This is a genomic window from Mycolicibacterium psychrotolerans (genome assembly GCF_010729305.1).
GTDB lineage: Bacteria > Actinomycetota > Actinomycetes > Mycobacteriales > Mycobacteriaceae > Mycobacterium > Mycobacterium psychrotolerans.
On sequence record NZ_AP022574.1, the window covers coordinates 4,231,468 to 4,256,176 of the forward strand.

The window sequence follows — 24,709 nt, forward strand, 5'->3', positions numbered from 1 at the left end:
AACGCAGCGTCCCGCAACCGACGATTTTTTCTTGCGAGGACTTCTGATGCCGACTGAAACCCGCGACGAGCGGCTCGCCCGCCGCATCGCCGACTTGCACGCCACCGATCCGGAATTCGCCGCCGCCACCCCGGATGACGCCATCTCCCACGCCATCGACCAGCCGGGAGTACGCCTTCCCGAGATCATGGCCACCGTGCTCGACGGCTACGCCGCGCGGCCCGCGCTGGGGCAACGCGCCGTGCGCTTCGTCAGCGATCCGCAGACCGGACGCACCTCCGCCGAACTCCTCCCCCGATTCGACACCATCACCTACGCCGAACTGTCCGCCCGGGTACACGCCCTGATGAACACCCTCACCGACGTCGCACCCGGTGACCGCGTCGCGCTGCTGGGCTTCACCAGCGTGGACTACACGATCATCGACATGGCCCTGGCGCTGTGCGGCGCGGTGTCCGTTCCGCTGCAGACGAGTGCGCCGGCCGCGACGCTGAAGCCCATCATCGCCGAGACCGAACCCGCGATCATCGCCTCGGCGGTCGACCATCTCGCCGACGCCGTGGACCTCGCGCGCGACGCCCACACGGTGCGCCGCGTCATCGTCTTCGATCACCGGGCCGAGGTCGACGATCACCGCGACGCCCTCGCCGACGCCCGCACCCGTCTGACCGACGGCGGCCGCGCGATCGAGGTGCTCACCTTCTCCGAGGTGCTCGAGAGCGGCGCGACTCTGCCTGCGGCGCAACCGTTCTCCTCACCCGAGGACGATCCGCTGACACTACTGATCTACACCTCCGGCAGCACCGGCGCCCCCAAGGGCGCCATGTATCCCGAGCGTCTGGTCGCCGGCGCGTGGCGCCGGTCGGGGCGGTCGACATGGGGCGGCGAGCAGGCCACGGCGTCGATCACGCTGAACTTCCTGCCGATGAGCCACATGATGGGCCGCGGCCTGCTCTACGGCACCCTGGGAGCCGGCGGAACGGCGTATTTCGCTGCGCGCAGCGACCTTTCGACCTTCCTCGAGGACCTCGCCCTGGTCCGGCCCACGCAGTTGACCTTCGTGCCGCGCATCTGGGACACCATCTTCGCCGAGGTCGCCAAGGAACTGGAGCGCCGAGCGGACGGGGAGGCCGAGGTCTACGCCGATCTCCGCAGCAGCATGCTGGGCGGCCGCTACGTGATGTCGATGACGGGATCGGCGCCGCTGTCGCCGGAGATGCGCTCGTTCGTCGAGTCCTTCCTCGACCTGCATCTGATCGATGGATACGGCTCGACCGAAGCCGGCGCGGTGTTCGTCGACGGCGAGGTGCAGCGCCCGCCGGTCATCGACTACAAGCTCGTCGACGTCCCCGATCTGGGCTACTTCACCACCGACCGCCCCCATCCCCGTGGTGAGCTGCTGGTCAAGTCCGAGACTGTTCCCCGGGTACTACCGGCGGCCCGAGATCACCGCCGAGATGTTCGACGAGGACGGTTTCTACCGCACCGGCGACGTCGTCGCCGAGACCGGACCCGATCGGCTGGTGTACCTCGACCGCCGCAACAACGTGTTGAAGCTCTCCCAGGGCGAGTTCGTCACCGTCTCCAAGCTCGAAGCGGTGTTCGGCGACAGCCCGCTGATCCGGCAGATCTACCTCTACGGCAACAGCTCCCGGTCCTACCTGTTGGCCGTCGTCGTGCCGACCGAGGACGTCAACGGCCGCGACGACGCCAAATCCCTGATCGGCGAGTCACTTCTGGACATCGCCAAGACGGCGGGCCTGCAGTCCTACGAGATCCCCCGCGACTTCCTGATCGAGACCACGCCGTTCACGCTGGAGAACGGCATGCTCACCGGGATCCGGAAGCTGGCCAGGCCGAAGCTGAAAGAGCGCTACGGCGATCGCCTCGAGGCGCTCTACGCCGAGCTGGCCGAGGGCCAGGCCGACGAACTGCGCGCGCTGCGTCAGGACGGCGCCACGCGTCCGGTCCTCGAGACCGTCGGCCGTGCGGCCGGCGCCCTGCTGGGCACGGCGGCCACCGACGTGCAACCCGACGCACACTTCACCGATCTCGGCGGAGACTCGTTGTCGGCGCTGACCTTCGGCAACCTGCTGCGCGACATCTTCGATGTCGAGGTTCCGGTCGGTGTGATCGTCAGCCCGGCCAACGATCTGGCTGGGCTGGCGGCCTACATCGAGACACAGCGCCAACCCGGCGCGAAGCGACCCACCTTCGCCTCGGTGCACGGCGCGGACGCCACCGAAGCGCACGCCCGTGAATTGACGCTGGACAGGTTCATCGATGCCGAGACACTGGCTGCCGCACCGTCGCTGCCCGGCCCGAGCTCAGAGGTCCGGACAGTCCTGCTGACCGGCGCCACCGGCTTCCTCGGCCGGTATCTGGCGCTGGAGTGGCTGGAACGGATGGATCTGGTCGACGGCACGGTGATCTGCCTGGTGCGCGCCAAGGACGACGACGCCGCACGGGCCCGGCTCGACGCCACGTTCGACACCGGCGACGTAAAGCTCCTCGCGCACTACCGGGCGCTCGCCGCCGACCACCTCGAGGTGATCGCCGGAGACAAGGGCGAGGCCGACCTCGGGCTCGACCCCGCGGTCTGGCAGCGGCTCGCCGACACGGTCGATCTGATCGTGGACCCGGCGGCACTGGTCAACCATGTGCTGCCCTACAGCCAGCTGTTCGGACCCAACGCCGTCGGCACCGCCGAGCTGATCCGCATGGCGCTGACCACCCGGCAGAAGCCGTTCGCCTACGTCTCGACCATCGGTGTCGGCGCGGGCATCGAGCCGGGCCGGTTCGTCGAGGACGGCGACATCCGGCAGATCAGTGCGACCCGGCGGGTCGACGACAGTTACGCCAACGGCTACGGCAACAGCAAGTGGGCCGGTGAGGTGTTGCTGCGCGAGGCCCACGACCTGTGCGGGCTGCCGGTGTCGGTGTTCCGCTGCGACATGATCCTGGCCGACACCACCTACGCCGGCCAGCTCAATCTGCCGGACATGTTCACCCGGCTGATGTTCAGCCTGGTCGCGACCGGCGTCGCCCCCGAGTCGTTCTATCAACTCGGCGACGACGGCAGCCGCCCGCGGGCGCACTACGACGGGCTCCCGGTCGAGTTCATCGCCGAGGCGATCTCGACCCTCGGCGCCGCCGTGGGAGAGGACTCGGACAGCGGGTTCGAGACCTATCACGTGATGAACCCCTACGACGACGGAATCGGGCTCGATGAGTTCGTCGACTGGCTGATCGAGGCGGGCTACCCGGTGCAGCGCATCGGCGACTACGCCACCTGGCTGCAGAGATTCACCGCGGCGATCAACGCCCTCCCCGAGCGCAAGCGACAGGCGTCACTGCTGCCGCTTCTGCACAACTACCAGCACCCGGAGTTCCCGATCCGGGGCTCCATCGCGCCGACGGATCGGTTCCGGACGGCGGTGCAGGAGGCCAAGATCGGGCCGGACAAGGACATCCCGCACGTGACGCGCGAGGTCGTCGTCAAGTACGTCACCGACCTCGAACTGCTCGGGCTGCTCTGACGGTCAGTGGTGCGTCAGGGTGCGGTCGCGGCGGCCACGGAACATGTTGCGCAGGCCGCGCCGACGCGGTGCCCGCTGCTGCTGCGGATCGATCACCTCGGTGGGTGTTCCGCCCACCGGAGTGGTCGCCGTCGCGGGAGCGGTGTGGGTCACGGGCACCGGACCTGTGTGCGCCGGCGTGTCGACGGCGGCGGCCCGGCCGACGTATTCGACGTCGCGGACACTGCGCACCGACACCCGGCCCAACGCGAGAGCGCCGAGGAAGATGATCAGCGCACCCAAGCCGTAGAAGTAGGTCAGGTCCAGCCAGACCCGCTTGGTCTCCTCCGACGCCACCGGGGAGCCGGCATCGCCGAGCCCGAGGGGACCGGCCAGCGCGCGGCCGATCACGAACCATGCGCCGGCCGCCACGGTCAGCCACCCACCCAGCATCGCGGTCGCGCGGTTACGGGAGGTCATCAGCAGCAGGCCGCCGATGACGGTGACGACACCGGGCAACACCTCGAGCCAACCTCGGCCGGTGGTCCAGATCCACGGCTGATCCGGGGTGAAGGCGAAGTCGAAGTTCGGCCCGATGAACGGGATGAGCGCACCCCAGATCCCGAGCAGAACGAGTAGGAGACCACTCGCCGCGCCGCGGCTGCGGGCGATGGTCATGCGGCCGCCCCGGGGGCGGTCCGCGCGCTGAGATCCGATCATGATGCCTCCTTGTGACGTGCGCACAGGAGTACCCCGGCGACAGCGGGCGTAATCGACGGCCGGGTCACCCGCCCCGGCGCACCGCGTCGACCACCCGCAGGATGGCGTCTGCCACCGCGGCGGGCTGGTACAGCATCACGTTGTGACCGCTGCCGGGCACGACCTCCGGCGCGGTGCCCAACGCAGCCGCCAGCATCTCGTTGGCCGTGTGGACCTGCGCCTGCGTGTAGTTGTCCGGGGTGAGCTGCTCGGGCGGCGGAAACCGGTCGGCGATCAGCACAGCGGCGGGTACCCGCGGCAACGGCGGAGCGGCGGCGACCTGCGCGAACGACTGCTCCATCAGGACGCCTTCGCTGTCCGGGCCCTTGTCGCGGGAATCGGCGAAGAACGCGGCGTTCTGCGCGGGAGTGCCCACGCCAGGGAGGAACTCCGAGGTCGGCTCGGCGAACACCAACCCGGCGACGAGGTCCGGGTGCTCGCGGGCCAGGAGGTCCAGGACGAGCCCGCCGTAGGAGTGCGCCACGAACACCAGCGGCTCGGGCAGGTCCGCGGCCGAGATCAGCGCGACGACGTCGTCGACATCCTGCTGCGCGGTGTGCGGTTGCGGCACCGCGGTGGAACGGTGCGCGCCGTCCGGGCGGGTGCCGGGCCGGTCGTACGCGCACACCCGGGTCGTGCGGGCCACCGTCGGCTGGGTGGCCGCGGCACTGGCGACCAGCTGCGCCCGGTCGATGACATCGAAGGACGACGATCGGACCGGGTCGTCGGTGGGGACCACGTAGTTCCACACCTCGGCGTAGCTGCCCAGGCCGGGAATGACGAACACGGTCGGGCTGCCGTCACCCTGACAGTCCAGGAACAGCGTGCGCCCGCCGCCGATGTCGACCGGACCGGGCCGGGCGTCGCCGGGATCACCCGAGGCCCGGGCACATCCGGGCATCGAGAGCAGCAGCGCCACCAGCGCGGCGATCCGGCGCCACGTCACCTGCGTGACGCTACAGCGCCCCGTCCACCACCAGCAGCACTATCGCGATCAGCGGCAAGGTGCCCTGGATGACGGCCGCGCGGGCCTTGTCACGAGCGGCGACGAGCAGCACGACGGCCGCTGCCAGCATCGATCCCAGCCCGGCATAGAGCAGGGCCGCGCCGACGGCGTGCGCTCCGAGCGCGGTCGCGACGATGCCCGCGCCCGTCACGATCGCCAGAAAAAGGTTGTAGAAGCCCTGGTTGAAGGCCAGCAGGCGGGTGGTCTGGGCCTCCTCCTCCGTGGTGCCGAACACCGCACGGGTGCGCGGCGACGTCCACGTGAAGGACTCCATCACGAAGATGTAGACGTGCAGCAGCGCGGCCAGCGCGGCGACGATCAGGGAAACGGTGGTCATCACCCGAACAATCCTTGCTGACCAAGGCCGATGACGCCGCTGGGCGGGGTCATTCCCAGATGCGTCCAGGCCAGGGCCGTCGCCACCCGGCCCCGCGGCGTGCGCGCGATCATGCCGGCGCGCACCAGGAACGGCTCGCACACCTCCTCGACCGTGGTGGCCTCTTCTCCCACCGCCACCGCGAGCGTCGACACCCCCACCGGTCCGCCGCCGAAGCTGCGGGTCAGCGCCGAGAGCACGGCCCGGTCGAGCCGGTCCAGCCCGAGCTCGTCGACGTCGTAGACCTCCAACGCGTACTTGGCGATGTCGCGGGTGATCACCCCGTCGGCACGGACCTCGGCGTAGTCACGCACCCGGCGGAGCAGCCGGTTGGCGATGCGCGGCGTGCCGCGGGAGCGCCGGGCGATCTCAGCGCCGGCGTCGGCGCCCAGCTCGATGCCCAGGATGCCTGCCGAGCGGGTCAGCACCCGCTCCAGTTCCGACGGTTCGTAGAAGTCCATGTGCGCGGTGAAGCCGAACCGGTCCCGCAACGGTCCGGTCAGCGCGCCCGACCGGGTGGTTGCACCGACGAGCGTGAACGGCGCGACCTCCAGAGGAATCGACGTCGCGCCCGGGCCCTTGCCCACGACGACGTCGACGCGGAAGTCCTCCATCGCGAGGTAGAGCATCTCCTCGGCCGGGCGTGCGATGCGGTGGATCTCGTCGATGAACAACACGTCGTGCTCGACGAGATTGGACAGCATCGCGGCCAGATCACCGGCCCGTTCCAGCGCGGGGCCGGACGTCACGCGCAGCGACGAACCGAGCTCGGCCGCGATGATCATCGCCAGCGACGTCTTGCCCAGCCCCGGCGGACCGGACAGCAGGATGTGGTCGGGCGTGCCTCCGCGGTTCTTGGCGCCCTCGATGACGAGCTGGAGCTGCTCGCGCACGCGGGGCTGGCCGATGAACTCCCCCAGCGACCGCGGCCGCAGGCTGGCGTCGATGTCGCCTTCGCCGACAGTCAGCGCCGCCGAAACCTCGCGCTCGGCGGACACCTCCGGGGGTTCGTCGTTTTCGAAGCGGCCCATCACTTCTTCCCCAGCATCGACAGCGCCGACCGCAGCGCACCGGAGGTCGTCGCCTCCGGATCGTTGGCGAGCACCTTGTCGGTGGCCTCCTCGGCCTGCTTCTGCGCGAACCCGAGGCCGACGAGCGCTTCGACCACCGGTCCGCGGATGCCGTATCCGCCGACCGCCGCGGTGCCCGCCGTCGGAGACGTACCGACCTTGTCACGCAGCGTCAGCACCAGCAGCTCGGCAGTCTTCTTGCCCACCTTCGGGATTCGCGTCAACGCGGTGACGTCACCGTCGCCGATCGCCGCCCGCAGGGTGGGCCCGTCGTACATGGCCAGCGCACCGAGCGCAATGCTCGGCCCGATCCCGGACACCCCGAGCAGGGTCAGGAACAGGTTCCGCGCGTCGGAGTCGGCGAACCCGTAGAGCGTCTGGGAGTCCTCCCGCACGATCATCGCGGTGATGAGCCGCGCCTCAGCGCCGCGTCGCAGGGTGGCCAGCGTCGCCGGGGTGGCCATCACCTTGTAGCCGACACCGGCGGCCTCGATCACCACGTGGTCCAGGGCAATGTCGAGCACCTCCCCGCGCACCGAGGCGATCACCGCGCGCTCCGCGACATCTTGGCGGCCTTCAGGGTGGCCTGGTACTTGCGGCGCTGTTCGGCCGCCATCTCCTCGGCGGCGGCCATGCGGGCGATCATCGGCGCGCGCCAGCAGTGGCAGATCGCAAGGGCCAGCGCGTCGGCGGCATCGGCGGGTGTCGGTTTCTGTTGCAGCGCAAGGATTCTCGTGACCATCTCGGTGACCTGGGCTTTGTCGGCGCGACCGTTCCCGGTGACGGCCGCCTTCACCTCGCTGGGCGTGTGGAAGTGCACGTCGATGTCGCGGCGGGCTGCGGCGAGCGCGATCACCCCGCCGGCCTGCGCGGTGCCCATCGCGGTATTGGCGTTCTGATTGGAGAACACCCGCTCGATCGCGATGACGTCGGGCATGTGGGTGTCCAACCAGTGTTCGACGGCATCGCTGATCGCGAGCAGCCGATGGGCCAACGGGTGCTCGGCCGGTGTGCGCACCACGTCGACGTCGAGGGCGATGACCTGGCGGCCGCGGCCACTCTGGATGACCGACAACCCGCACCGGGTCAGCCCGGGGTCGACTCCCATCACCCGCACGCCAGCCTCCTACAGAACATTTGTTCGAGAGCTTAGCTTCTGCCGCCGGCCTCACCTGGTAGAGACACGCCTGCGGTTGCGCGCACCAGAGGGACGGGTCAGCGTGCGGAAAGCAGTTCGGCGAGGTCACCGACGGTGGGCACCTTGCCGGCCACCACCACATCCTCGTCGACGACCAGGCCCGGAGTTCTCATCACGCCGTACCGCGCGATCTCGGCGTAGTCAGTGACGACCGAGATCTCGGCGTCCCGACCCAGTCGGCTGAGCGCCTGCCGCGTGCGCTCCTCGAGGGTGTGACAGTTGCGACAACCTGGTCCGAGGATCTTGATGATCATGGCGATTCCGTTCCGCGGTGGTGGCTGGGCGTCAGGTGACGACGTTGAACAGGACTCCGATGACCATGATTCCGGCGGTCACCGTACCGAAGAAGATCGCGAGCAGGGGCGGCTTCAGCACCCGGCGCAACATCACGGCCTGCGGGATGGACAACGCGATCGTGCTCATCGTGAACGCCATCACCGTGCCCAGCGACATGCCCTTGGCCCACAGCGCCTCCGCGATCGGGACGACACCGGCACCGTTGACATAGAGGGGCACGCCGGCCAACGTCGCCACCACGACCGCGAAGGGATTACCCGGCCCGGCGAAGCGCACGAAGAAATCTGCCGGCACCCATCCGTGGATCACGGCTCCGATGCCCACGCCGAGCAGGACCCACAACCACACGCTGCGCAGTATGTCCCGCGTCTCGCCGACCGCGGCGCCGACGCGTTCGGCGAGCGAGGGCACATGACCGTCGGCGCGTAACGCCGCCACCTTCGTGGCGAACACCGTCTCCTCGACCCATCGACTGAGGTCGAACCGCGAGAGTATCCAGCCGATGACGAAGGAGAGGACACCGCCGGCAGCCACGTACCAGGCTGCGATCTCCCAGCCGAACTGGTCGCCGATCATGATCGCCGCTATCTCGCTGATCAACGGCGACGACACGAGGAAGGTCAGCGTGATCGACAGCGGGATACCGGCAGCGACGAACCCGATGAACAGCGGAATGGAACTGCAGGAGCAGAACGGTGTCACAGCGCCGAGCACGACCGCCAGGACCAACCCCACGAACAGGCCACGTCCCTGTAGATAGTCCCTGGCCTTGTCCAGATCCAGGCTCGCGCGCAGCATCCCGACCACGAACATCAAGCCGGTCAAGAGCAGCAGGATCTTCACGGTGTCGTAGAGGAAGAAGTGCACCGCCCCGACAGCGCGGACGTGACGATCCAGGCCCAGCCAGCCCAGCAGGGCATCCCAGATGTACTCGTTGACGGCATAGGCGCCGACCCAGACGACCGCCGCGAGCAGGACGAGCCCCAGCGTCCGGGCGAGTTCCTGCGAACGCGTCGGCGGCTTCCGTGGAGACCCACCCCACGTCACGGTCGAAGCACGCCGAGGTCGGAGATACTCCATGGTTCGACCTTCGACCGTCCAGCGCGCCGTACGTAGGGTCGATCGTCCCCTCGTGCGGCGCGACCGGCCCTAACGGACGCGCTCCCGCACCGCCAGTATCGTCCCGCGATACTGCGGCGCGAGCACCCGTCCCGCCGCCCGCAGCGGCTCGACCGAGCGCAGCGTTCGGGCCATCACGAAGGCTCCTTCCAGACCGCCGATCACCGCCGTGGTGAGGTCACGGGCCTGGCCTTCGTCCACGCCGCGCGCGACGAAATAGGCGGTGCCGCCGGTGATCCAGCCGTCGAAGATCTCGCCGGCGGTCTGCCGGAGTTCCTCGACGGTGTCGGCCACCTCGGCCGCCACGCTGGCGACCGGGCACATGTTGACCAGTCCCGAGGCCGCCATGTCGTCGGCGGCCTGATCGAAGACCGCCTGGACCGCCTCGCCCAGGTCGGTGTGCGCATCGACGACGGCCGGGATCAGCAGGCCGTACGCGGCGCCGGCATTGGCGAGTGCCTCCCGGGCGATCTGGACCTTGCCCCCGCGGAAGTGGTGGTAGAGCGAGCCGATCGGCGCCCCCGACGCATCGGCGATGTCCTTCATGGCCACTCCGGCGTAGCCGCGCCGGCGCATCAGCTCCGCGGCGGCGGTGAGGATGGATTCTCGAGTCGACCTTGCCATGGGCACCTCCTCGGTGTCACGCTAGAGCATACGTTCTAGAATCGTCATTCTAGTGGAGGGCACATGAAGTCAGTCGAGATCGCCGCCGGGACCGTGCAGTACCGGGAGGAGGGCGATCCAGCCGGACCGCCGGTGGTGCTGCTGCACGGACTGCTGATGAACGACGCGCAGTGGGATCCGGCGCTGCCGCATCTTCCAGGCGGTTACCGCTACCTGCTGCCGGTGCTGCCGATGGGCGGGCACCGCGTTCCGATGCGCCCGGACGCCGACCTGACGCTGCCGGGGATGGTCGGCATCGTCGCCGATGTCCTCGACGCGCTGGACCTGACCGACGTCACCCTCGTCGTCACGGACTGGGGCGGCCCGCTGTTCTTGACCGACGCCGGCCGCGACAAGCGGGTGTCGCGTCTGGTGATCTGCCCGTCGGAGGCGTTCGACAACTTCCCGCCCGGCCTGCCCGGCAAGATCGCGTGGCTGGCCGGCCGTAGCACCGCCACGGTGTGGCTGGCGATGCGCCAACTGCGGGTCGGTCGGCTGCGCCGGCAGCGACTGATGTTCGGGATGATGGCCAAACACCCCGTGCCGCAGGCGGTCGTCGAGCAATGGGTGGCCGCCGGCCTGGCCGACCGGGCGGTTCGCCGTGACCTGGTCAAGTACTGCCGCACCCGGTTCGACAAGGCCGACCTGATCCGCGCGACGCAGCGGCTCGCGGAGTTCGACGGGCCGGCACTGGTGCTGTGGTCGGACAATCCGGTGATGCCGGCCGACCACGGACACCGCCTCGTCGAACTGCTGCCGCACGGCCGCCTCGCGATGATCGACGACGCCTACGTGCTGGTCATGCTGGACCAACCGGAGCGCACCGCCGCGGCGATCGGCGAGTTCCTGGGCGTCACCGCGGCCCGGTGACGGCGGCTTTCACCTCCGCCGCGAGATACTGAACGTCGCGTTCAGTGCACGACCAGCGGAGGCACGCCGATGACGAAGACCACGGGCCCGGATCAAGGGCCCGCCCGGGTGGGTCGCCCCCGCAGTGAGCAGTCGCGGTCGGAGGTGCTGCGCGCGGCTTCGGAACTGATGCGGGAGGTCGGTCTGCGCGCGATGACGACCGATGAGATCGCCGCCCGCAGCGGCGTGGGGAAAGCCACCATCTACAAGTGGTGGCCCAACAAGTACGCCGTCGCCGTCGAGGCGTTCCTCTCGGCGATGGACACGGCCGCCGGAGACCCCGACACCGGGTCGGCGGAGCGGGATTTCCGCCTCGCACTGCGCGGCATCATGCAGTTCTACCGGGGTCCGAGCGGGCGGGTCTTCGCTCAACTGATCGGTGAGGCGCAGCACCACTCCGGCATTGCCACCGAGTTGCGCGACCATCTCATGCAGTCCCGGCGCCAGGTGGGCCGCGCGATCTGGGACCGCGGCGTCGCCCGCGGCGAGCTTCGCACCGATGTCGACCGAGAGATCGCGGTCGACCTCATCTTCGGTCCGGCGATGTACCGGCTCTTGGCCACCGATGCGCCGCTGGACACGGCGACAGCCGACGCGATCGTCGCGGCGGCGATGCGGGGGCTCGCCGCCGTGTGATCGGCATCATGGCTCGTCCGGGAAGAGGTCGGGAGGTACGAACGCTTCATCTAACGAAACTGAACGTTCAGTTTCGATAGGAGAATGACGAAAATGCACCGTCCACTCATCGCACCACTGGTCGCGGCCGGAGTTGCCGCAGCGATCTTCTCGGCCCCGACCGCGCTGGCCGCCGACGGGAGCAGCAACTGCACGTACTCCGGCGACGGCAGCAGCCTGTGCCAGTCGCCCGGCAACGCACAGCTCGCGACCGCTCCACCCGATGTGCCGTACCAGCCGTGGAGCTACTACCCGTACGGCGGAAACCTCATCGTGCTCGGCGGCCACCCGCACCACGGGCGGTGACCACCGCCCGGCGCATCAGTCCTCGTCGAGGGCGGCCGCGACGTCGTCGGGGATGTCGATGTTGGTGTAGACGTCCTGCACGTCGTCACTGTCCTCGAGGGCGTCGACCAGCTTGAGCACCTTGCGGGCGGCCTCGAGGTCGACGGGCACGGTGACCGAGGGCTGGAAGCTCGCCTCGGCAGAGTCGTAGTCGATGCCCGCGTCCTGAAGCGCGCTGCGCACGGCGACCAGGTCGGTGGGTTCGGAGATGACCTCGAAGCTGTCGCCCAGGTCGTTCACGTCCTCGGCACCGGCGTCGAGAACGGCGGCCAGCACGTCGTCCTCGGTCAGCCCGTTCTTGTCCAGCGTCACGACGCCCTTGCGGGAGAACAGGTAGGACACCGACCCCGGGTCGGCCATGCTGCCGCCGTTACGTGTCATCGCCACCCGCACCTCACCGGCGGCGCGATTGCGGTTGTCGGTCAGACACTCGACCAGCACGGCGACCCCGTTGGGGCCGTACCCCTCGTAGGTGATGGTCTGCCAGTCGGCCCCACCGGCCTCCTCGCCCGCGCCCCGCTTGCGGGCGCGCTCGATGTTGTCGTTGGGCACCGAGTTCTTCTTGGCCTTCTGGATGGCGTCGTACAGCGTCGGGTTGCCGCCGGGATCTCCGCCGCCGGTGCGGGCCGCCACCTCGATGTTCTTGATCAGCTTGGCGAAGTTCTTGCCGCGACGCGCATCGATCACGGCCTTCTTGTGCTTGGTGGTGGCCCACTTGGAATGGCCGCTCATCTACTCGCTACCTCTTTCGCCCAACTCTTTCACCCGACTCGTTCACCGACGACGTCGAAGTCCGATCGACCAGTCTACGTCGCGGCGCTACCCGGCCGGCCGGCCTCGCGTCCGAGGGGCCGTGGGCGCCCGCCCCCCCTGCCGCGGAGTGTTAGCTGAGCCACACACTCTGGTCCGGCTATCTTACTGAGGAGTAAGGTGTCATCTCATGACGTTCTCGCTGGAGTTGTCGTCCGATCTCATCGACGTTCAGAAGTGGGTTCACGAGTTCGCTGCGGACGTGATCCGCCCGGCCGCCGCCGAGTGGGATGAGCGCGAGCAGACCCCGTGGCCGATCATCCAGGAGGCGGCCAAGGTCGGGCTCTACTCGATGGAGTTCTTCGCCGAGCAGGCCGCCGAGCCGAGCGGCCTTGGCATGATCGTCGCCTTCGAAGAGATGTTCTGGGGCGACGCGGGCATCGCGCTGTCGATCCTCGGCACCGGTCTGGCGGCGGCGTCGCTGGCCGCCAACGGCACCCCGGAGCAGGTCGGCGAGTGGGTGCCGCAGATGTTCGGGACCGTCGACGACCCGAAGGTCGCCGCGTTCTGCTCGTCGGAGCCCGGCGCCGGATCCGACGTCGGCGCGATCCTGACCCGCGCGCGCTACGACGAGGCCACCGACGAATGGGTGCTCAACGGCACCAAGACCTGGGCCACCAACGGCGGGATCGCCAACGTCCACGTCGTCGTCGCGTCCGTGCACCCGGAGCTCGGCACCCGCGGCCAGGCGTCGTTCGTGATCCCGCCGGGCACCAAGGGACTCAGCCAGGGACAGAAGTTCCTCAAGCACGGCATCCGCGCGTCGCACACCGCGGAGGTGGTGCTCGACGACGTGCGCCTGCCGGGCCGCATGATCGTCGGCGGCAAGGAGAAGTTCGACGCCCGCATCGCCAAGGTCCGCGAGGGCAAGAAAGCCGCCGGACAGGCCGCGATGGCGACGTTCGAACGCACCCGCCCGACGGTCGGCGCGATGGCGGTCGGCGTGGCCCGGGCGGCGTACGAGTACGCGCGTGACTACGCCTGCGAGCGCGAGCAGTTCGGCCGCAAGATCGGCGAGTTCCAGGCGGTGGCGTTCAAGCTGGCCGACATGAAGGCCCGCATCGACGCGGCGCGCCTGCTCGTCTACCGCGCCGGCTGGATGGCCCGCAACGGCAAGACCTTCGAGTCCGCCGAAGGCTCGATGGCCAAGCTGGTGGCCAGCGAGACCGCGGTGTACGTCACCGACGAGGCGATCCAGATCCTCGGCGGCAACGGCTACACCCGCGAGTATCCCGTCGAGCGGATGCACCGCGACGCCAAGATCTTCACGATCTTCGAGGGCACCAGCGAAATCCAGCGGCTGGTGATGGCGCGCGCGATCACCGGCCTACCGATCCGCTGAAAAGCGTTGATTCTCTAGTCAATTCGATCTTGTTCATGTTCCGGCGACGGAACATCGGCGTCACGAGCACGAAACACGGTCGGCCTAACGCCGGCGAATGACGTCCGAACTCGGCGACGAGGTGCGCACCACCGACCTCGACAGACTCACCGCCACCAAAGAGACACTCGAGGACTACACACTGCGCTTCGCGCCGCGCAGCTACCGGAAGTGGTCGACCGGCGTCGTCGGAATCTCGGCGCTCGGCGGCATCGCCTACCTCGCCGACTTCGCGATCGGCGCCAACATCGGGATCTCCTACGGCACCACGAATGCGCTGTGGGGCATCCTCATCTTCGCCGTGGTCATCTTCCTGACGGGCTTCCCGCTGGCCTACTATGCGGCGCGCTACAACATGGACCTCGACTTGATCACGCGGGGAAGCGGATTCGGGTACTACGGCTCGGTGGTCACCAACGTGATCATGGCGACGTTCACCTTCATCTTCTTCGCCCTCGAGGGGTCGATCATGGCCCAGGGACTGCAGCTGGGTCTGGGGGTGCCGCTGTGGCTGGGGTACGCCGCCTCCACGCTGATCATCTTCCCCCTGGTGATCTACGGCATGAAAGTCCTGTCCACGCTGCAGGTCTGGACGACGCCGCTGTGGCTGATCCTGATGGTCGCGCCCTTCGTGTACCTGGTGATCAGCCATCCGGAGTCGGTGAGCCAGTTCTTCGCCTATCAGGGCGAGGGCGGCAACGGCGGCTTCGACCTGGGCTACACCCTGCTGGCGGCCGGCGTGTGCCTGTCGCTGATCGCCCAGATCGCCGAGCAGATCGACTACCTGCGCTTCATGCCACCGAAAACACCCGAGAACTCGAGGAGTTGGTGGACGTGGATGGTGCTGGCCGGACCGGGCTGGGTGTTCTTCGGCGCGATCAAACAGGTCGTCGGGCTGTTCCTCGCCGTCTATCTGATCGCCAACGTCGCCGACAGCGCCGGCATCGCCAACCAACCCGTGCACCAGTTCCTGGAGATCTACGAGAACTTCCTGCCCGGCTGGCTTGCCATGACGCTGGCAGTGGTGTTGGTGGTGATCAGCCAGATCAAGATCAACGTGACGAACGCCTACTCGGGGTCGCTGGCCTGGACCAACTCGTTCACCCGGGTGACCAAGCGCTACCCCGGCCGGCTGGTCTTCCTCGGCTTCAACCTGCTGATCGCACTGATCCTGATGGAAGCCAACATGTTCGACTTCCTGAACACCATCCTCGGGTTCTACGCCAACTGCGGCATGGCGTGGGTCGTGGTGGTCGCGTCGGACATCGTGTTCAACAAGTACCTGCTGGGCCTGTCCCCCAAGGCGCCCGAATTCCGGCGCGGCATGTTGTACGCGATCAACCCGGTCGGATTCGGGTCGATGCTGATCGCCGCGGGTGTGTCGATCCTGGCGTTCTTCGGCGGCCTCGGCGCAGACATCCGGCCCTACTCACCGCTGGTCGCCATCGGCCTGGGCCTGGTGCTGCCGCCGATCATCGCGATCGCCACCAAGGGCAAGTACTACCTGCGCCGCACCGACGACGGCATCGACCTGCCGATGTACGACGAGCTGGGCAACCCGTCCGGCGCCCACCTCAGCTGCCATGTGTGCCATCACGATTACGAGCGACCCGACATGATGAAGTGTCGGACCCACGACGCGTTCGTCTGCTCGCTGTGCCTGTCGACCGACAAGGTCGCCGACCACGTGCTGCCCGCCCAGACCTGAACGATTTCGGCGTGCTTGTCGACGCTGAGCGACGACAACCACGCCGAAATCGCTAGAGCGAGTCGACGAACAGCTTGTGCACGCGACGGTCGCCGGTCATCTCCGGGTGAAAGGACGTGGCGAGCATTCGGCCCTGCCGCACCGCCACCGGATGGCCGGCGGCGCTGGCCATCACCTGCACCTCGGGCCCGACCCGCTCCACCCAGGGCGCCCGGATGAACACGGCGTGCACCGAGCCCTCTAGCCCGTCGAACGGGATGTCCTCTTCGAACGAGTCGACCTGACGCCCGAAAGCGTTGCGCCGCACCGTCATGTCGATGCCGCGCAGCGGCAGGGCCTCGCGGCCTTGCACCCCGGCGTCGGCGATCTCGGTGGCCAGCAGGATCATGCCCGCGCAGGACCCGTAGGCCGGCATGCCCTCGGCCAAACGCGCGCGCAGCGGCTCGAGCAGGTCGAACTCGCGCAGCAGGTGACTCATCGCCGTCGATTCGCCGCCCGGGATCACCAGCCCGTCGACGCGCGCGAGTTCCTCCGGCCGGCGCACGGTCGACGCCTCAGCGCCCGCCTCGCGCAGCGCGGCCAAGTGCTCGCGGGTGTCGCCCTGCAGCGCCAGCACCCCGACGTGCGGCGCGCTCACCCTCGGCCGGGGGTGAAGTCGCGCGGGAACCGGGTGAGGCCCTCCTGCATCACCGCCGCCACCATCTCGCCGTACTGGTTGAAGATCTTGCCCTGGGTCAGCGAGCGGCCACCGCACGCCGACGGCGAGGACTGGTCGTAGAGCAGCCACTCGTCGGCGCGGAACGGCCGCATGAACCACATCGCGTGATCGAGGGAGGCGACCTGCAGGTGCTTGCGATCCTGCGGGTAGTTGACCTGCGCCGAGCCCAGCAGGGTCAAGTCGCTCATGTAGGCCAGTGCGCAGATGTGCAACACCGGGTCATCAGGCAGCGGGTCGCGGTGCCGGAACCACACCTGCTGCTGGGACGCCTTGTTGGGCAGCAGATGCAGATCCTTGCGCGGCACGATGCGCACGTCCCACTCGTCGAACTGCCGGAAGCTGGCGTCGTCGAACACCTTGCTGACGGACTCGAAGTCGGGGATGTCGTCCGGCGGCGGCGCGACGGGCATCGCGTCCTGATGCTCGATGCCGCTCTGATCGGTCTGGAACGACGCCGACATCGAGAAGATCGTCTCGCCGTGCTGGATCGCCGTCACCCGCCGGGTGCAGAAGGAACCGCCGTCGCGGATCCGCTCGACGGTGTACACCGACGGGGAACGGGCGTCGCCGGCGCGCAGGAAGTACCCGTGCAGGGAATGCACCTGGTACTTCGGATCGACGGTGCGGACCGCGGACACCAGCGACTGACCGGCGACGTGACCGCCGAACGTGCGCTGCAGGAATCCGGATTCCGGACTGAACACCCCACCGCGATAGATGTTGACCTCGATCTGCTCCAGGTCGAGGATTTCTTCGATCGCCACAGTGTGGTTCTTACCAGCCTCGCTCTGCGAGCCGATGGGGCACCGGGATGTCGTCGACGTTGATGCCGACCATGGCCTCGCCCAGACCGCGCGAGACCTTGGCCAGCACGTCGGGATCGTCGTAGAACGTGGTGGCCTTGACGATCGCGGCGGCGCGCTCGGCGGGATTGCCGGACTTGAAGATGCCCGAGCCGACGAACACGCCCTCGGCGCCGAGTTGCATCATCATGGCCGCGTCCGCGGGGGTCGCGATACCGCCGGCCGTGAACAGCGTCACCGGTAGCTTGCCGGCCCGCGCCACCTCGACCACCAGGTCGTACGGAGCCTGCAATTCCTTTGCCGCAACGTACAATTCGTCTTCCGACAGCGACGTCAGGCGGCGGAGCTCACCGCCGATCTTGCGCATGTGGGTGGTGGCGTTGGACACGTCACCGGTGCCCGCCTCCCCCTTGGAGCGGATCATCGCCGCCCCCTCGGTGATCCGGCGCAGCGCCTCGCCCAGATTGGTTGCACCGCACACGAACGGCACGGTGAACTTCCACTTGTCGATGTGGTTGGCGTAGTCGGCCGGGGTCAGCACCTCCGACTCGTCGACGTAGTCCACCCCGAGGCTCTGCAGGATCTGCGCCTCGACGAAGTGCCCGATGCGGGCCTTGGCCATCACCGGGATGGTGACCGCGGCGATGATGCCCTCGATCATGTCGGGGTCGCTCATCCGCGACACCCCGCCCTGGGCGCGGATGTCGGCCGGGACGCGCTCGAGCGCCATCACCGCCACCGCACCGGCACCCTCGGCGATACGGGCCTGCTCGGGCGTGACGACGTCCATGATGACGCCGCCCTTGAGCATCTCCGCCATGCCGCGCTTCACCCGCGCCGTGCCGCGAGCGGGACTGCCGAGAGCTTCGGTTTCCACTGTGAACTCCTTCAATCGCTACTGATCCAGTCTAGAGGCGCCCGCAAATCCATTCGATCCGCATCTCAGCGGATGGATTGCAACGGCCGTTGCGCCACCGCCTCGGGTCGGTCGGCCACGGCGTTCGCCTCGTCGAGAAGCTCGGCCAGCTGACGCGGATAGACGGCCTCACCACCGGCGACCAGGTCGCGGATCATTGTCGCATCGCACCACCGGTGACCGTGGATGTAGGTCCGCTCCAGCACCGAGCGGCCACCGTCGGCGGGCTCGAACCGGGCGGTGCGGTAGACGAAGTACATCTCTTCGCTGCGGATCACCGCCCCGTTGAACTCGATGGTGGCGTCGCGCCGCCAGAGCGGACCGACCATGTCCGCGGCGTGCACCGCAAGGCCGGTCTCCTCTTCCAGTTCGCGCGCCGCGGTCTGCGCCAGCGACTCCCCCACCTGCGCCGCCCCGCCGATGGTGAACCACCATCGGGGTGCGGGCGTGAGCGGGCTCTCGGGATCCGAACCGCACAGCAACAGCACGGCACCGTCGTCGTCGAGCAGCACCACCCGCGCCGAGGTGCGCCGCGTGGCCGGCGCGGCTTCCCGCGTCGACACCTCACCGCCCTCGGCGATCTCGAAATACGTGGGCATCGCCGCCGTCCCGCCCAGGCGCAGGGTCCGCACGGCGGGGCGTTCCCGCAGCGCCAGGGTGTCGCGCACCGCGTCGTTGTGGAATCGGCGCGCCAGCAGCACCCGCGCCTCGGCGTCGGCCAGCTCGGCGACCAGCGCCCGCGGCAGCGACGCTGGATCGACCCGGCCCAGGCCCGCGGACAGCTCGTTCTCGGCCGCCTCCCGCGCGTGGCGCGGCGCCCGCTCGGCCGCGTCGGCCAGCGCCGCCAGCCGCTTGCCGTCCGGCCCCACCCCGTAGGCGTCGAGGGCGACCGCACGCGCCACCACGGCACGCCGGGCCAGCGCGCCGTCGAGCGCCTGCCAGGACAGGTCGTAGCGCACGTGCAGCCGGTCGAGCCGGTTGGCCGTCTGGAACGCCCACAGCGCGACCAGCAGCACCACGGCGACCAGCAGTGCGATCGCCACGGCGGTCACCCATGGGATCACGTCGCGACCCGCACTTTGACGCCCGCACCGGCAACCGTCTCGTACACCCGCAGGATCTGCCGGGCCACCACCGACCAGTCGTAGCGCTGCACGAGGTCGGTGGCGCACTCGATGTAGCGCGCCCGGCGGGCGTCGTCGGCCAACATGTCGATCAGCCCCGCCGCCAGCGCGTCGGGATCGTCAACGGCAACCAGCCGGCCGCCCCGTCCACTGTCGAGAACGCGGCTGAAGGCATCCAAGTCGCTGGCGACGACCGCGGTTCCCGCCGCCATCGCCTCCACCAGCACGATGCCGAAGCTCTCGCCGCCGGTATGCGGCGCGCAGTACACGTCGGCGCTGCGCATCGCCGACGCCTTCATCGCGTCGTCGACCTGCCCGAGGAACCGCAGATGTCCGGCCAGCGGCCCGGCCGTCTCCCGCAGCTCGTTCTCGTCACCGCGCCCCACCACCAGGATCTCGACGTCACCGAACCGCTCGACCACCGCGGGCAGCGCGCCGATCAGCACCGCCATGCCCTTGCGCGGCTCGTCGAAGCGTCCGAGGAACAGAATCGAGCGGCCCGGGCGCGGATAGCCGTCCAGCAGCGGCGCGTCGGCGAACGATGCGACGTCGACGCCGTTGGGGATCTCGACGGCGTCGCTGCCCAACGCCTCCATCTGCCAGCGGCGCGCCAGGTCGGACACCGCGATCCGGCCCACGATCTTCTCGTGCATCGGGCGCAGGATCGGCTCGAACACCGACAGCGTCAGCGACTTCGTGGTCGAGGTGTGAAAGGTGGCCACGATCGGACCCTCGGCGATGTTCAGCGCCAGCATCGACAGGCTCGGCGCGTTCGGTTCGTGCAGGTGCAGCACGTCGAAATCGCCCTGCTGCAACCACTTCTTGACCTTGCGGTGAGTCGCCGGACCGAACCGCAACCGGGCGACGGACCCGTTGTAGGGAATCGGGACGGCCCGTCCGCCGGAGACCACGTAGCCGGGCAGCGACGCCTCCGCCTCAGGCGACGCCGGCGCCAGCACGCTGACGTCATGCCCCTCGGCGTGCATCACCTCGGCGAGCTGCAGCACATGGGACTGCACCCCGCCGGGCACATCGAAGGAGTACGGGCACACCATGCCGATGCGCATCAGCCGGCCCTCACCCGGCCCCGGGGTAGTCCCCTGCGCTTCGCGCGGGGTCCCCCAGCTCCAGCCCGTCGGCGAGCCGGGCCCGGCGCTCGTCGGACAGGTCGGCCACCCACTGCGGCTGCATCATGTGCCAGTCCTCGGGATAGGTGGCGATGTTGTCGGCGAAGCGGTCGGCCAGCGCCTGGGTGATGGCGGTGACGTCGCCCGAGGAGGTGTCGATCTCCGAGTACACCTTGGTCCCCCAGCCGTCACCGTCGAACCAGCAGTGCGCAGGGAACAGCGCCGCTCCGGTCGCCAGGGCGAGCTTGGCCGGGCCTGCCGGCAACCGTGTCGGCTCACCGAAGAAGTCGACCTGCACCCCGCGGCGGCTCAGATCGCGATCCGCCATCAGGCACACGATGCCGTTGTCGCCGAGCCAGTCGCACAGCACGTCGAACGGCGGACGCTCGCCGCCCGACGACGGCACCACCGTGAAGCCCAGGCTCTCGCGGTAGGCCAGGAACCGGTTGTAGAGCGACTCGGGCTTGAGCCGCTCGGCCACCGTCGCGAACGTACCGAAGTTCTGGGCCAGCCACACCCCGGCCATGTCCCAGTTACCGCTGTGCGGCAGCGCCAGGATGGCGCCGTTGCCCTTCTCCAGCGCCGCGAACGCCATGCCGATGTCGATCACGTCCAGGCGGCGGCCCAGCTCATCGTGATCCATCGACGGCAACCGGAACGCCTCCCGCCAGTACCGGGCATAGGAGGCCAGCGAGGCCCGCATCAACTCGTCGGGCACCTCGGCCGGCGTCGTACCGATCACCCGGGCGAGGTTGCGGCGCAGCTGGTCGGGGCCCCCGTCGCGGGCGGCATACCAGGCTCCGGCGGCAAACGCGTTGCGCGCCACGATCTCCGGCGCGGCCCTGACCAGACGCCAGCCCGTCGCATAGCCCCAGTCGCTGAGATGCTCGCCGAACGGGATCATTGCTCGGCGGTCCCGGGTTTCTCGACCGGCGCGGCGGGCGGGATCGGCTCCATCGCACCCGTCGACACGCGCACGCTGTGCAGCCGCTGGCCCACGGTCAGCAGGCTGGTCACCGCGAGCAGCCACATGGCCACGGGCAGTAGCCACGGCATGGGCAGGAACCACAGATTCGACAGACCCGCGCCCACCAGGACGATCACCAGCCGCTCCGGGCGCTCGATCAACCCACCGTCGCCGGACAGGCCACTGGCCTCGGCCCTCGCCTTGATGTAGGAGATGACCTGCGAGGAGACCAGACAGATCATCGTCGCGACGACCAGCCCGGTGCTGTGCAACCCGAACGCCGCCCACCACAGCAAGCCGCAGAAGATCGCGCCGTCGCTGATGCGGTCGCAGGTGGCATCGAGCACCGCGCCGAAGCGGGTGCCGCCGCCGCGCTCACGCGCCATCGCTCCGTCGAGCATGTCGGCGAGGACGAAGACGAACACCGTGAACGCGCCCCACCACAGCTGTCCCATCGGGAACAGCGTCAGCGCGCCCAGTACCGATCCCGCGGTGCCCAGGATCGTCACACTGTCGGGCGTCAGGCCCAGCCGCAGCGCACCTTTGGCCGCGGGACGCGACAGCTTCGCGTACGCCGCGCGGGTCATCAGGTAGAAGTCGCTCACGTCTGCCTGTTCCATTCACGGGCCAGCAACTGGCGGGTGTCGCGCAACAACTGCGGGATGACCTTGGAGTCCCCGATGACGGTGATGAAGTTGGCGTCGCCACCCCACCGCGGCACGACGTGCATGTGCAGGTGCTCTGAGAGAGAGCCGCCGGCCGAGGTGCCCAAGTTCAGCCCGACATTGAACCCGTGCGGCCGCGACACCGCCTTCATCACCCGAATGGCCTTCTGCGTGAACGCCATCAGTTCGGCGCTCTCGGCGTCGGTGAGGTTCTCCAGTTCGGCCACCCGCCGATACGGCACCACCATCAGATGCCCCGGGTTGTACGGATACAGGTTGAGCACCGCGTACACCAGCTCCCCGCGCGCCACCACCAGACCGTCCTCGTCCGACATGGTCGGGATGTCGGTGAACGGTTCGGACGACGCTGCCGAACCGCCGGGCTTGACGGCGTCGACGATGTAGGTCATCCGGTGTGGCGTCCACAACCGCTGCAGGTGGTCCGGCTCGCCGACCCCACGGTCTACGATCGTGTCGTCGGGCTCCACGTCACCCCTCGCCTACCTGGGCGTCAACGGCCACGAGATCGGCTGCCGGCGTGGCGTTTTCGCGCCGTCGCACCCAGTCCACGATCGTCTGCACCGCCGCGTCGCGCGGAACGCCGTTGATCTGCGTGCGGTCCCCGAACCGGAATGAGACCGCTCCTGCGTCTACATCACGGTCTCCCGCAAGCAGCATGAACGGCACCTTCTGGTTGGTCTGGTTGACGATCTTCTTCGCCATCCGGTCGTCGCTGGCGTCCACCTCGGCGCGGATGCCGTGCTTGCGCAGCGCAGCCACCACGTCCTGCAGGTAGTCGACGTGACCGTCGGCGACGGGGATCCCGACCACCTGGACCGGCGCCAGCCACGCCGGGAACGCGCCCGCGTAATGCTCGGTCAGGATGCCGAAGAACCGTTCGATCGACCCGAACAGCGCGCGGTGGATCATCACCGGCCGCTGCCTGCTGCCGTCGGCCGCGGTGTATTCGAGGTCGAAGCGCTCCGGGAAATTGAAGTCCAGCTGGATCGTCGACATCTGCCAGCTGCGGCCCAGCGCATCCCGGGCCTGGACGGAGATCTTCGGACCGTAGAACGCCGCTCCGCCGGGATCGGGCACCAGCTCCAGACCCGACGCCGCGGCCACTTCGGCCAGCGTGTTGGTGGCCTCGGTCCAGATCTCGTCGGAGCCGACGAACTTCTTCGGATCCTTGGTCGACAGCTCCAGGTAGAAGTCCTCGAGCCCGTAATCACCGAGCAGTTCCAGGATGAACCGCAGCAGCGAGGTGAGCTCGTCGCGCATCTGGTCGCGGGTGCAGAAGATGTGGGCGTCGTCCATCGTCAGACCGCGCACCCGGGTCAGACCGTGCACCACACCCGACTTCTCGTAGCGGTACACCGCACCGAACTCGAACGCGCGCAACGGAAGTTCGCGGTAGGAGCGCCCGCGGGCCCGGTAGATCAGGCAGTGCATCGGGCAGTTCATCGGCTTGAGGTAGTAGTCCTGGCCGGGCTTGCGGACCGAACCGTCCTCGTTGAACTCCGCGTCGATGTGCATCGGCGGGAACATGCCGTCGGCGTACCAGTCGAGATGACCGGAGGTGTGGAACAGCTGCGCCTTGGTGATGTGCGGGGTGTTGACGAACTCGTAGCCCGCCTCGATGTGCTTGCGTCGCGAGTAGTCCTCGAGTTCGCGGCGCACGATGCCGCCCTTGGGGTGGAAGACCGGTAGGCCGGAACCGATTTCGTCGGGGAAGCTGAACAGGTCGAGTTCGACACCCAGCTTGCGGTGGTCGCGGCGCTGCGCCTCCTCGAGGAGTTCGAGGTGGCGGTCGAGCGCCTCCTGCGACTCCCAGGCGGTGCCGTAGATGCGCTGCAGGCTGGCGTTCTCCTGATCGCCGCGCCAGTACGCCGCCGAGCTGCGGGTCAGCTTGAACGCCGGGATGTACCGCGTGGTCGGAATGTGCGGGCCGCGGCACAGATCGCCCCACTCCCGTTCGCGGGTGCGGGGATTGAGGTTGTCGTAGGCGGTGAGCTCGTCGCCACCGACCTCCATCACGTCGGGATCGCCGGACTTGTCGTCGATCAGCTCGAGCTTGTAGGGCTCGCCGGCCAACTCCTCGCGGGCCTGCTCCTTGGAGGCGTACACGCGCCGGGAGAACAGCTGGCCCTCCTTGACGATCTGGCGCATCCGCTTCTCGAGCGCGTCGAGGTCGTCGGGCGTGAACGGCTCGGCGACGTCGAAGTCGTAGTAGAAGCCGTCGGTGATGGGCGGACCGATGCCGAGCTTCGCGTCGGGAAACAGTCCCTGCACCGCCTGCGCGAGCACGTGCGCGGCGGAGTGGCGGATCACGCTGCGGCCGTCCTCGGTGTCGGCCGCGACAGGCTCCACCTCGACGTCGGCGTCGGGCACCCACGACAGGTCGCGCAACCGTCCGTCGGCGTCGCGGACGACGACGACGGCGTCGGGCGTGCCGCGGGAGGGCAGCCCGGCATCGCGTACCGCCTGCCCTGCGGTCGTCCCGGCAGCGACCCGGATCGGGGCTGCTGGGGCGGGGCGGGCGGGCGCGCTCATGA

Annotated in this window: 24 protein-coding genes and 1 pseudogene; 6 read left to right on the plus strand and 19 right to left on the minus strand. The window is 68.8% G+C overall.

Annotated features, from left to right (window positions below):
* The first annotated feature begins 46 nt into the window (after nt 1–46).
* Nucleotides 47–3,539: pseudogene (car, locus tag G6N45_RS20500) on the plus strand (carboxylic acid reductase).
* Between the two features lie 3 nt (nt 3,540–3,542).
* On the opposite strand, the gene G6N45_RS20505 reads toward car, so the two are convergent.
* The 9 genes from G6N45_RS20505 to G6N45_RS20545 form a co-directional block, all read right to left on the minus strand.
* Complete coding sequence (locus tag G6N45_RS20505) at nt 3,543–4,238, minus strand: hypothetical protein (protein ID WP_163724103.1); 696 nt, start codon at nt 4,236–4,238, stop codon at nt 3,543–3,545.
* A 64-nt stretch (nt 4,239–4,302) separates the two neighbouring features.
* The gene (locus G6N45_RS20510) at nt 4,303–5,223 is read right to left on the minus strand and encodes an alpha/beta fold hydrolase (RefSeq protein WP_246228741.1); all 921 of its coding nucleotides are present in this window, start codon (nt 5,221–5,223) and stop codon (nt 4,303–4,305) included.
* A gap of 10 nt (nt 5,224–5,233) precedes the next feature.
* Nucleotides 5,234–5,620 (minus strand): DUF1304 domain-containing protein, encoded by a 387-nt coding sequence (locus G6N45_RS20515; RefSeq protein ID WP_163724105.1) that lies wholly within the window; start codon nt 5,618–5,620, stop codon nt 5,234–5,236.
* Nucleotides 5,620–6,690: a Holliday junction branch migration DNA helicase RuvB gene (gene ruvB / locus G6N45_RS20520; protein ID WP_057147202.1), complete on the minus strand. Its 1,071-nt coding sequence runs from the start codon at nt 6,688–6,690 to the stop codon at nt 5,620–5,622. Before ruvB ends, G6N45_RS20515 begins: the two co-directional genes overlap by 1 nt.
* Nucleotides 6,690–7,277 (minus strand): Holliday junction branch migration protein RuvA, encoded by a 588-nt coding sequence (gene ruvA / locus G6N45_RS20525; RefSeq protein ID WP_163724106.1) that lies wholly within the window; start codon nt 7,275–7,277, stop codon nt 6,690–6,692. Before ruvA ends, ruvB begins: the two co-directional genes overlap by 1 nt.
* Complete coding sequence (gene ruvC, locus G6N45_RS20530; protein WP_163724108.1) at nt 7,274–7,846, minus strand: crossover junction endodeoxyribonuclease RuvC; 573 nt, start codon at nt 7,844–7,846, stop codon at nt 7,274–7,276. The genes ruvA and ruvC overlap by 4 nt, the downstream gene beginning before the upstream one ends.
* Nucleotides 7,847–7,944: 98 nt before the next feature.
* On the minus strand, nt 7,945–8,181 hold the full coding sequence (locus G6N45_RS20535; RefSeq protein WP_163724110.1) for a thioredoxin family protein: 237 nt from the start codon (nt 8,179–8,181) through the stop codon (nt 7,945–7,947).
* A gap of 31 nt (nt 8,182–8,212) precedes the next feature.
* Nucleotides 8,213–9,304, minus strand: a complete 1,092-nt coding sequence (locus tag G6N45_RS20540) for a permease (protein WP_163724112.1) — start codon at nt 9,302–9,304, stop codon at nt 8,213–8,215.
* A 69-nt stretch (nt 9,305–9,373) separates the two neighbouring features.
* Nucleotides 9,374–9,967, minus strand: coding sequence for a TetR/AcrR family transcriptional regulator (locus G6N45_RS20545; protein ID WP_163724114.1), 594 nt, complete (start codon nt 9,965–9,967; stop codon nt 9,374–9,376).
* Between the two features lie 63 nt (nt 9,968–10,030).
* Between G6N45_RS20545 and G6N45_RS20550 the strand changes: the two genes are divergently transcribed.
* The 3 genes from G6N45_RS20550 (at nt 10,031) to G6N45_RS20560 (ending at nt 11,896) form a co-directional block, all read left to right on the plus strand.
* Nucleotides 10,031–10,876: an alpha/beta fold hydrolase gene (locus tag G6N45_RS20550; protein WP_163724116.1), complete on the plus strand. Its 846-nt coding sequence runs from the start codon at nt 10,031–10,033 to the stop codon at nt 10,874–10,876.
* Between the two features lie 69 nt (nt 10,877–10,945).
* A complete protein-coding gene (locus G6N45_RS20555) occupies nt 10,946–11,551 on the plus strand; it encodes a TetR/AcrR family transcriptional regulator (RefSeq protein ID WP_163724118.1) in 606 nt (201 codons plus the stop codon).
* 93 nt (nt 11,552–11,644) lie between these two features.
* Complete coding sequence (locus G6N45_RS20560; RefSeq protein WP_163724120.1) at nt 11,645–11,896, plus strand: hypothetical protein; 252 nt, start codon at nt 11,645–11,647, stop codon at nt 11,894–11,896.
* A 15-nt stretch (nt 11,897–11,911) separates the two neighbouring features.
* Here G6N45_RS20560 and G6N45_RS20565 read toward each other — a convergent pair whose 3' ends face one another.
* A complete protein-coding gene (locus tag G6N45_RS20565) occupies nt 11,912–12,667 on the minus strand; it encodes a YebC/PmpR family DNA-binding transcriptional regulator (RefSeq protein WP_163724122.1) in 756 nt (251 codons plus the stop codon).
* Nucleotides 12,668–12,875: 208 nt separating this feature from the next.
* Between G6N45_RS20565 and G6N45_RS20570 the strand changes: the two genes are divergently transcribed.
* Complete coding sequence (locus G6N45_RS20570; protein WP_163724125.1) at nt 12,876–14,087, plus strand: acyl-CoA dehydrogenase family protein; 1,212 nt, start codon at nt 12,876–12,878, stop codon at nt 14,085–14,087.
* 97 nt (nt 14,088–14,184) lie between these two features.
* Nucleotides 14,185–15,834, plus strand: coding sequence for a purine-cytosine permease family protein (locus G6N45_RS20575; protein WP_163724127.1), 1,650 nt, complete (start codon nt 14,185–14,187; stop codon nt 15,832–15,834).
* A gap of 52 nt (nt 15,835–15,886) precedes the next feature.
* Here G6N45_RS20575 and pdxT read toward each other — a convergent pair whose 3' ends face one another.
* From pdxT to thrS, 9 genes are all read right to left on the minus strand, one after another.
* Entirely contained in the window at nt 15,887–16,471 is a 585-nt protein-coding gene (gene pdxT / locus G6N45_RS20580) for a pyridoxal 5'-phosphate synthase glutaminase subunit PdxT (RefSeq protein ID WP_163724128.1), read from the minus strand.
* Nucleotides 16,468–17,316: an acyl-CoA thioesterase II gene (gene tesB / locus G6N45_RS20585; RefSeq protein WP_163724130.1), complete on the minus strand. Its 849-nt coding sequence runs from the start codon at nt 17,314–17,316 to the stop codon at nt 16,468–16,470. Before tesB ends, pdxT begins: the two co-directional genes overlap by 4 nt.
* Nucleotides 17,317–17,326: 10 nt before the next feature.
* Entirely contained in the window at nt 17,327–18,175 is an 849-nt protein-coding gene (gene pdxS, locus G6N45_RS20590) for a pyridoxal 5'-phosphate synthase lyase subunit PdxS (protein ID WP_235570281.1), read from the minus strand.
* Nucleotides 18,176–18,297: 122 nt separating this feature from the next.
* Nucleotides 18,298–19,335 carry an NUDIX hydrolase gene (locus G6N45_RS20595; RefSeq protein ID WP_163724132.1) on the minus strand — a complete coding sequence of 346 codons (1,038 nt, stop codon included), beginning with the start codon at nt 19,333–19,335 and terminating at the stop codon, nt 18,298–18,300.
* Complete coding sequence (locus tag G6N45_RS20600; protein ID WP_163724134.1) at nt 19,332–20,462, minus strand: glycosyltransferase family 4 protein; 1,131 nt, start codon at nt 20,460–20,462, stop codon at nt 19,332–19,334. The genes G6N45_RS20595 and G6N45_RS20600 overlap by 4 nt, the downstream gene beginning before the upstream one ends.
* Before the next feature lie 10 nt (nt 20,463–20,472).
* Nucleotides 20,473–21,426 carry a phosphatidylinositol mannoside acyltransferase gene (locus G6N45_RS20605; protein ID WP_163724136.1) on the minus strand — a complete coding sequence of 318 codons (954 nt, stop codon included), beginning with the start codon at nt 21,424–21,426 and terminating at the stop codon, nt 20,473–20,475.
* Nucleotides 21,423–22,094, minus strand: coding sequence for a phosphatidylinositol phosphate synthase (gene pgsA / locus G6N45_RS20610; protein ID WP_163724138.1), 672 nt, complete (start codon nt 22,092–22,094; stop codon nt 21,423–21,425). Before pgsA ends, G6N45_RS20605 begins: the two co-directional genes overlap by 4 nt.
* Nucleotides 22,091–22,642, minus strand: coding sequence for an ATP adenylyltransferase (locus G6N45_RS20615; protein WP_163724140.1), 552 nt, complete (start codon nt 22,640–22,642; stop codon nt 22,091–22,093). The genes pgsA and G6N45_RS20615 overlap by 4 nt, the downstream gene beginning before the upstream one ends.
* A gap of 1 nt (nt 22,643) precedes the next feature.
* The gene (gene thrS, locus G6N45_RS20620; RefSeq protein ID WP_163724142.1) at nt 22,644–24,707 is read right to left on the minus strand and encodes a threonine--tRNA ligase; all 2,064 of its coding nucleotides are present in this window, start codon (nt 24,705–24,707) and stop codon (nt 22,644–22,646) included.
* Nucleotides 24,708–24,709 lie beyond the last annotated feature (2 nt).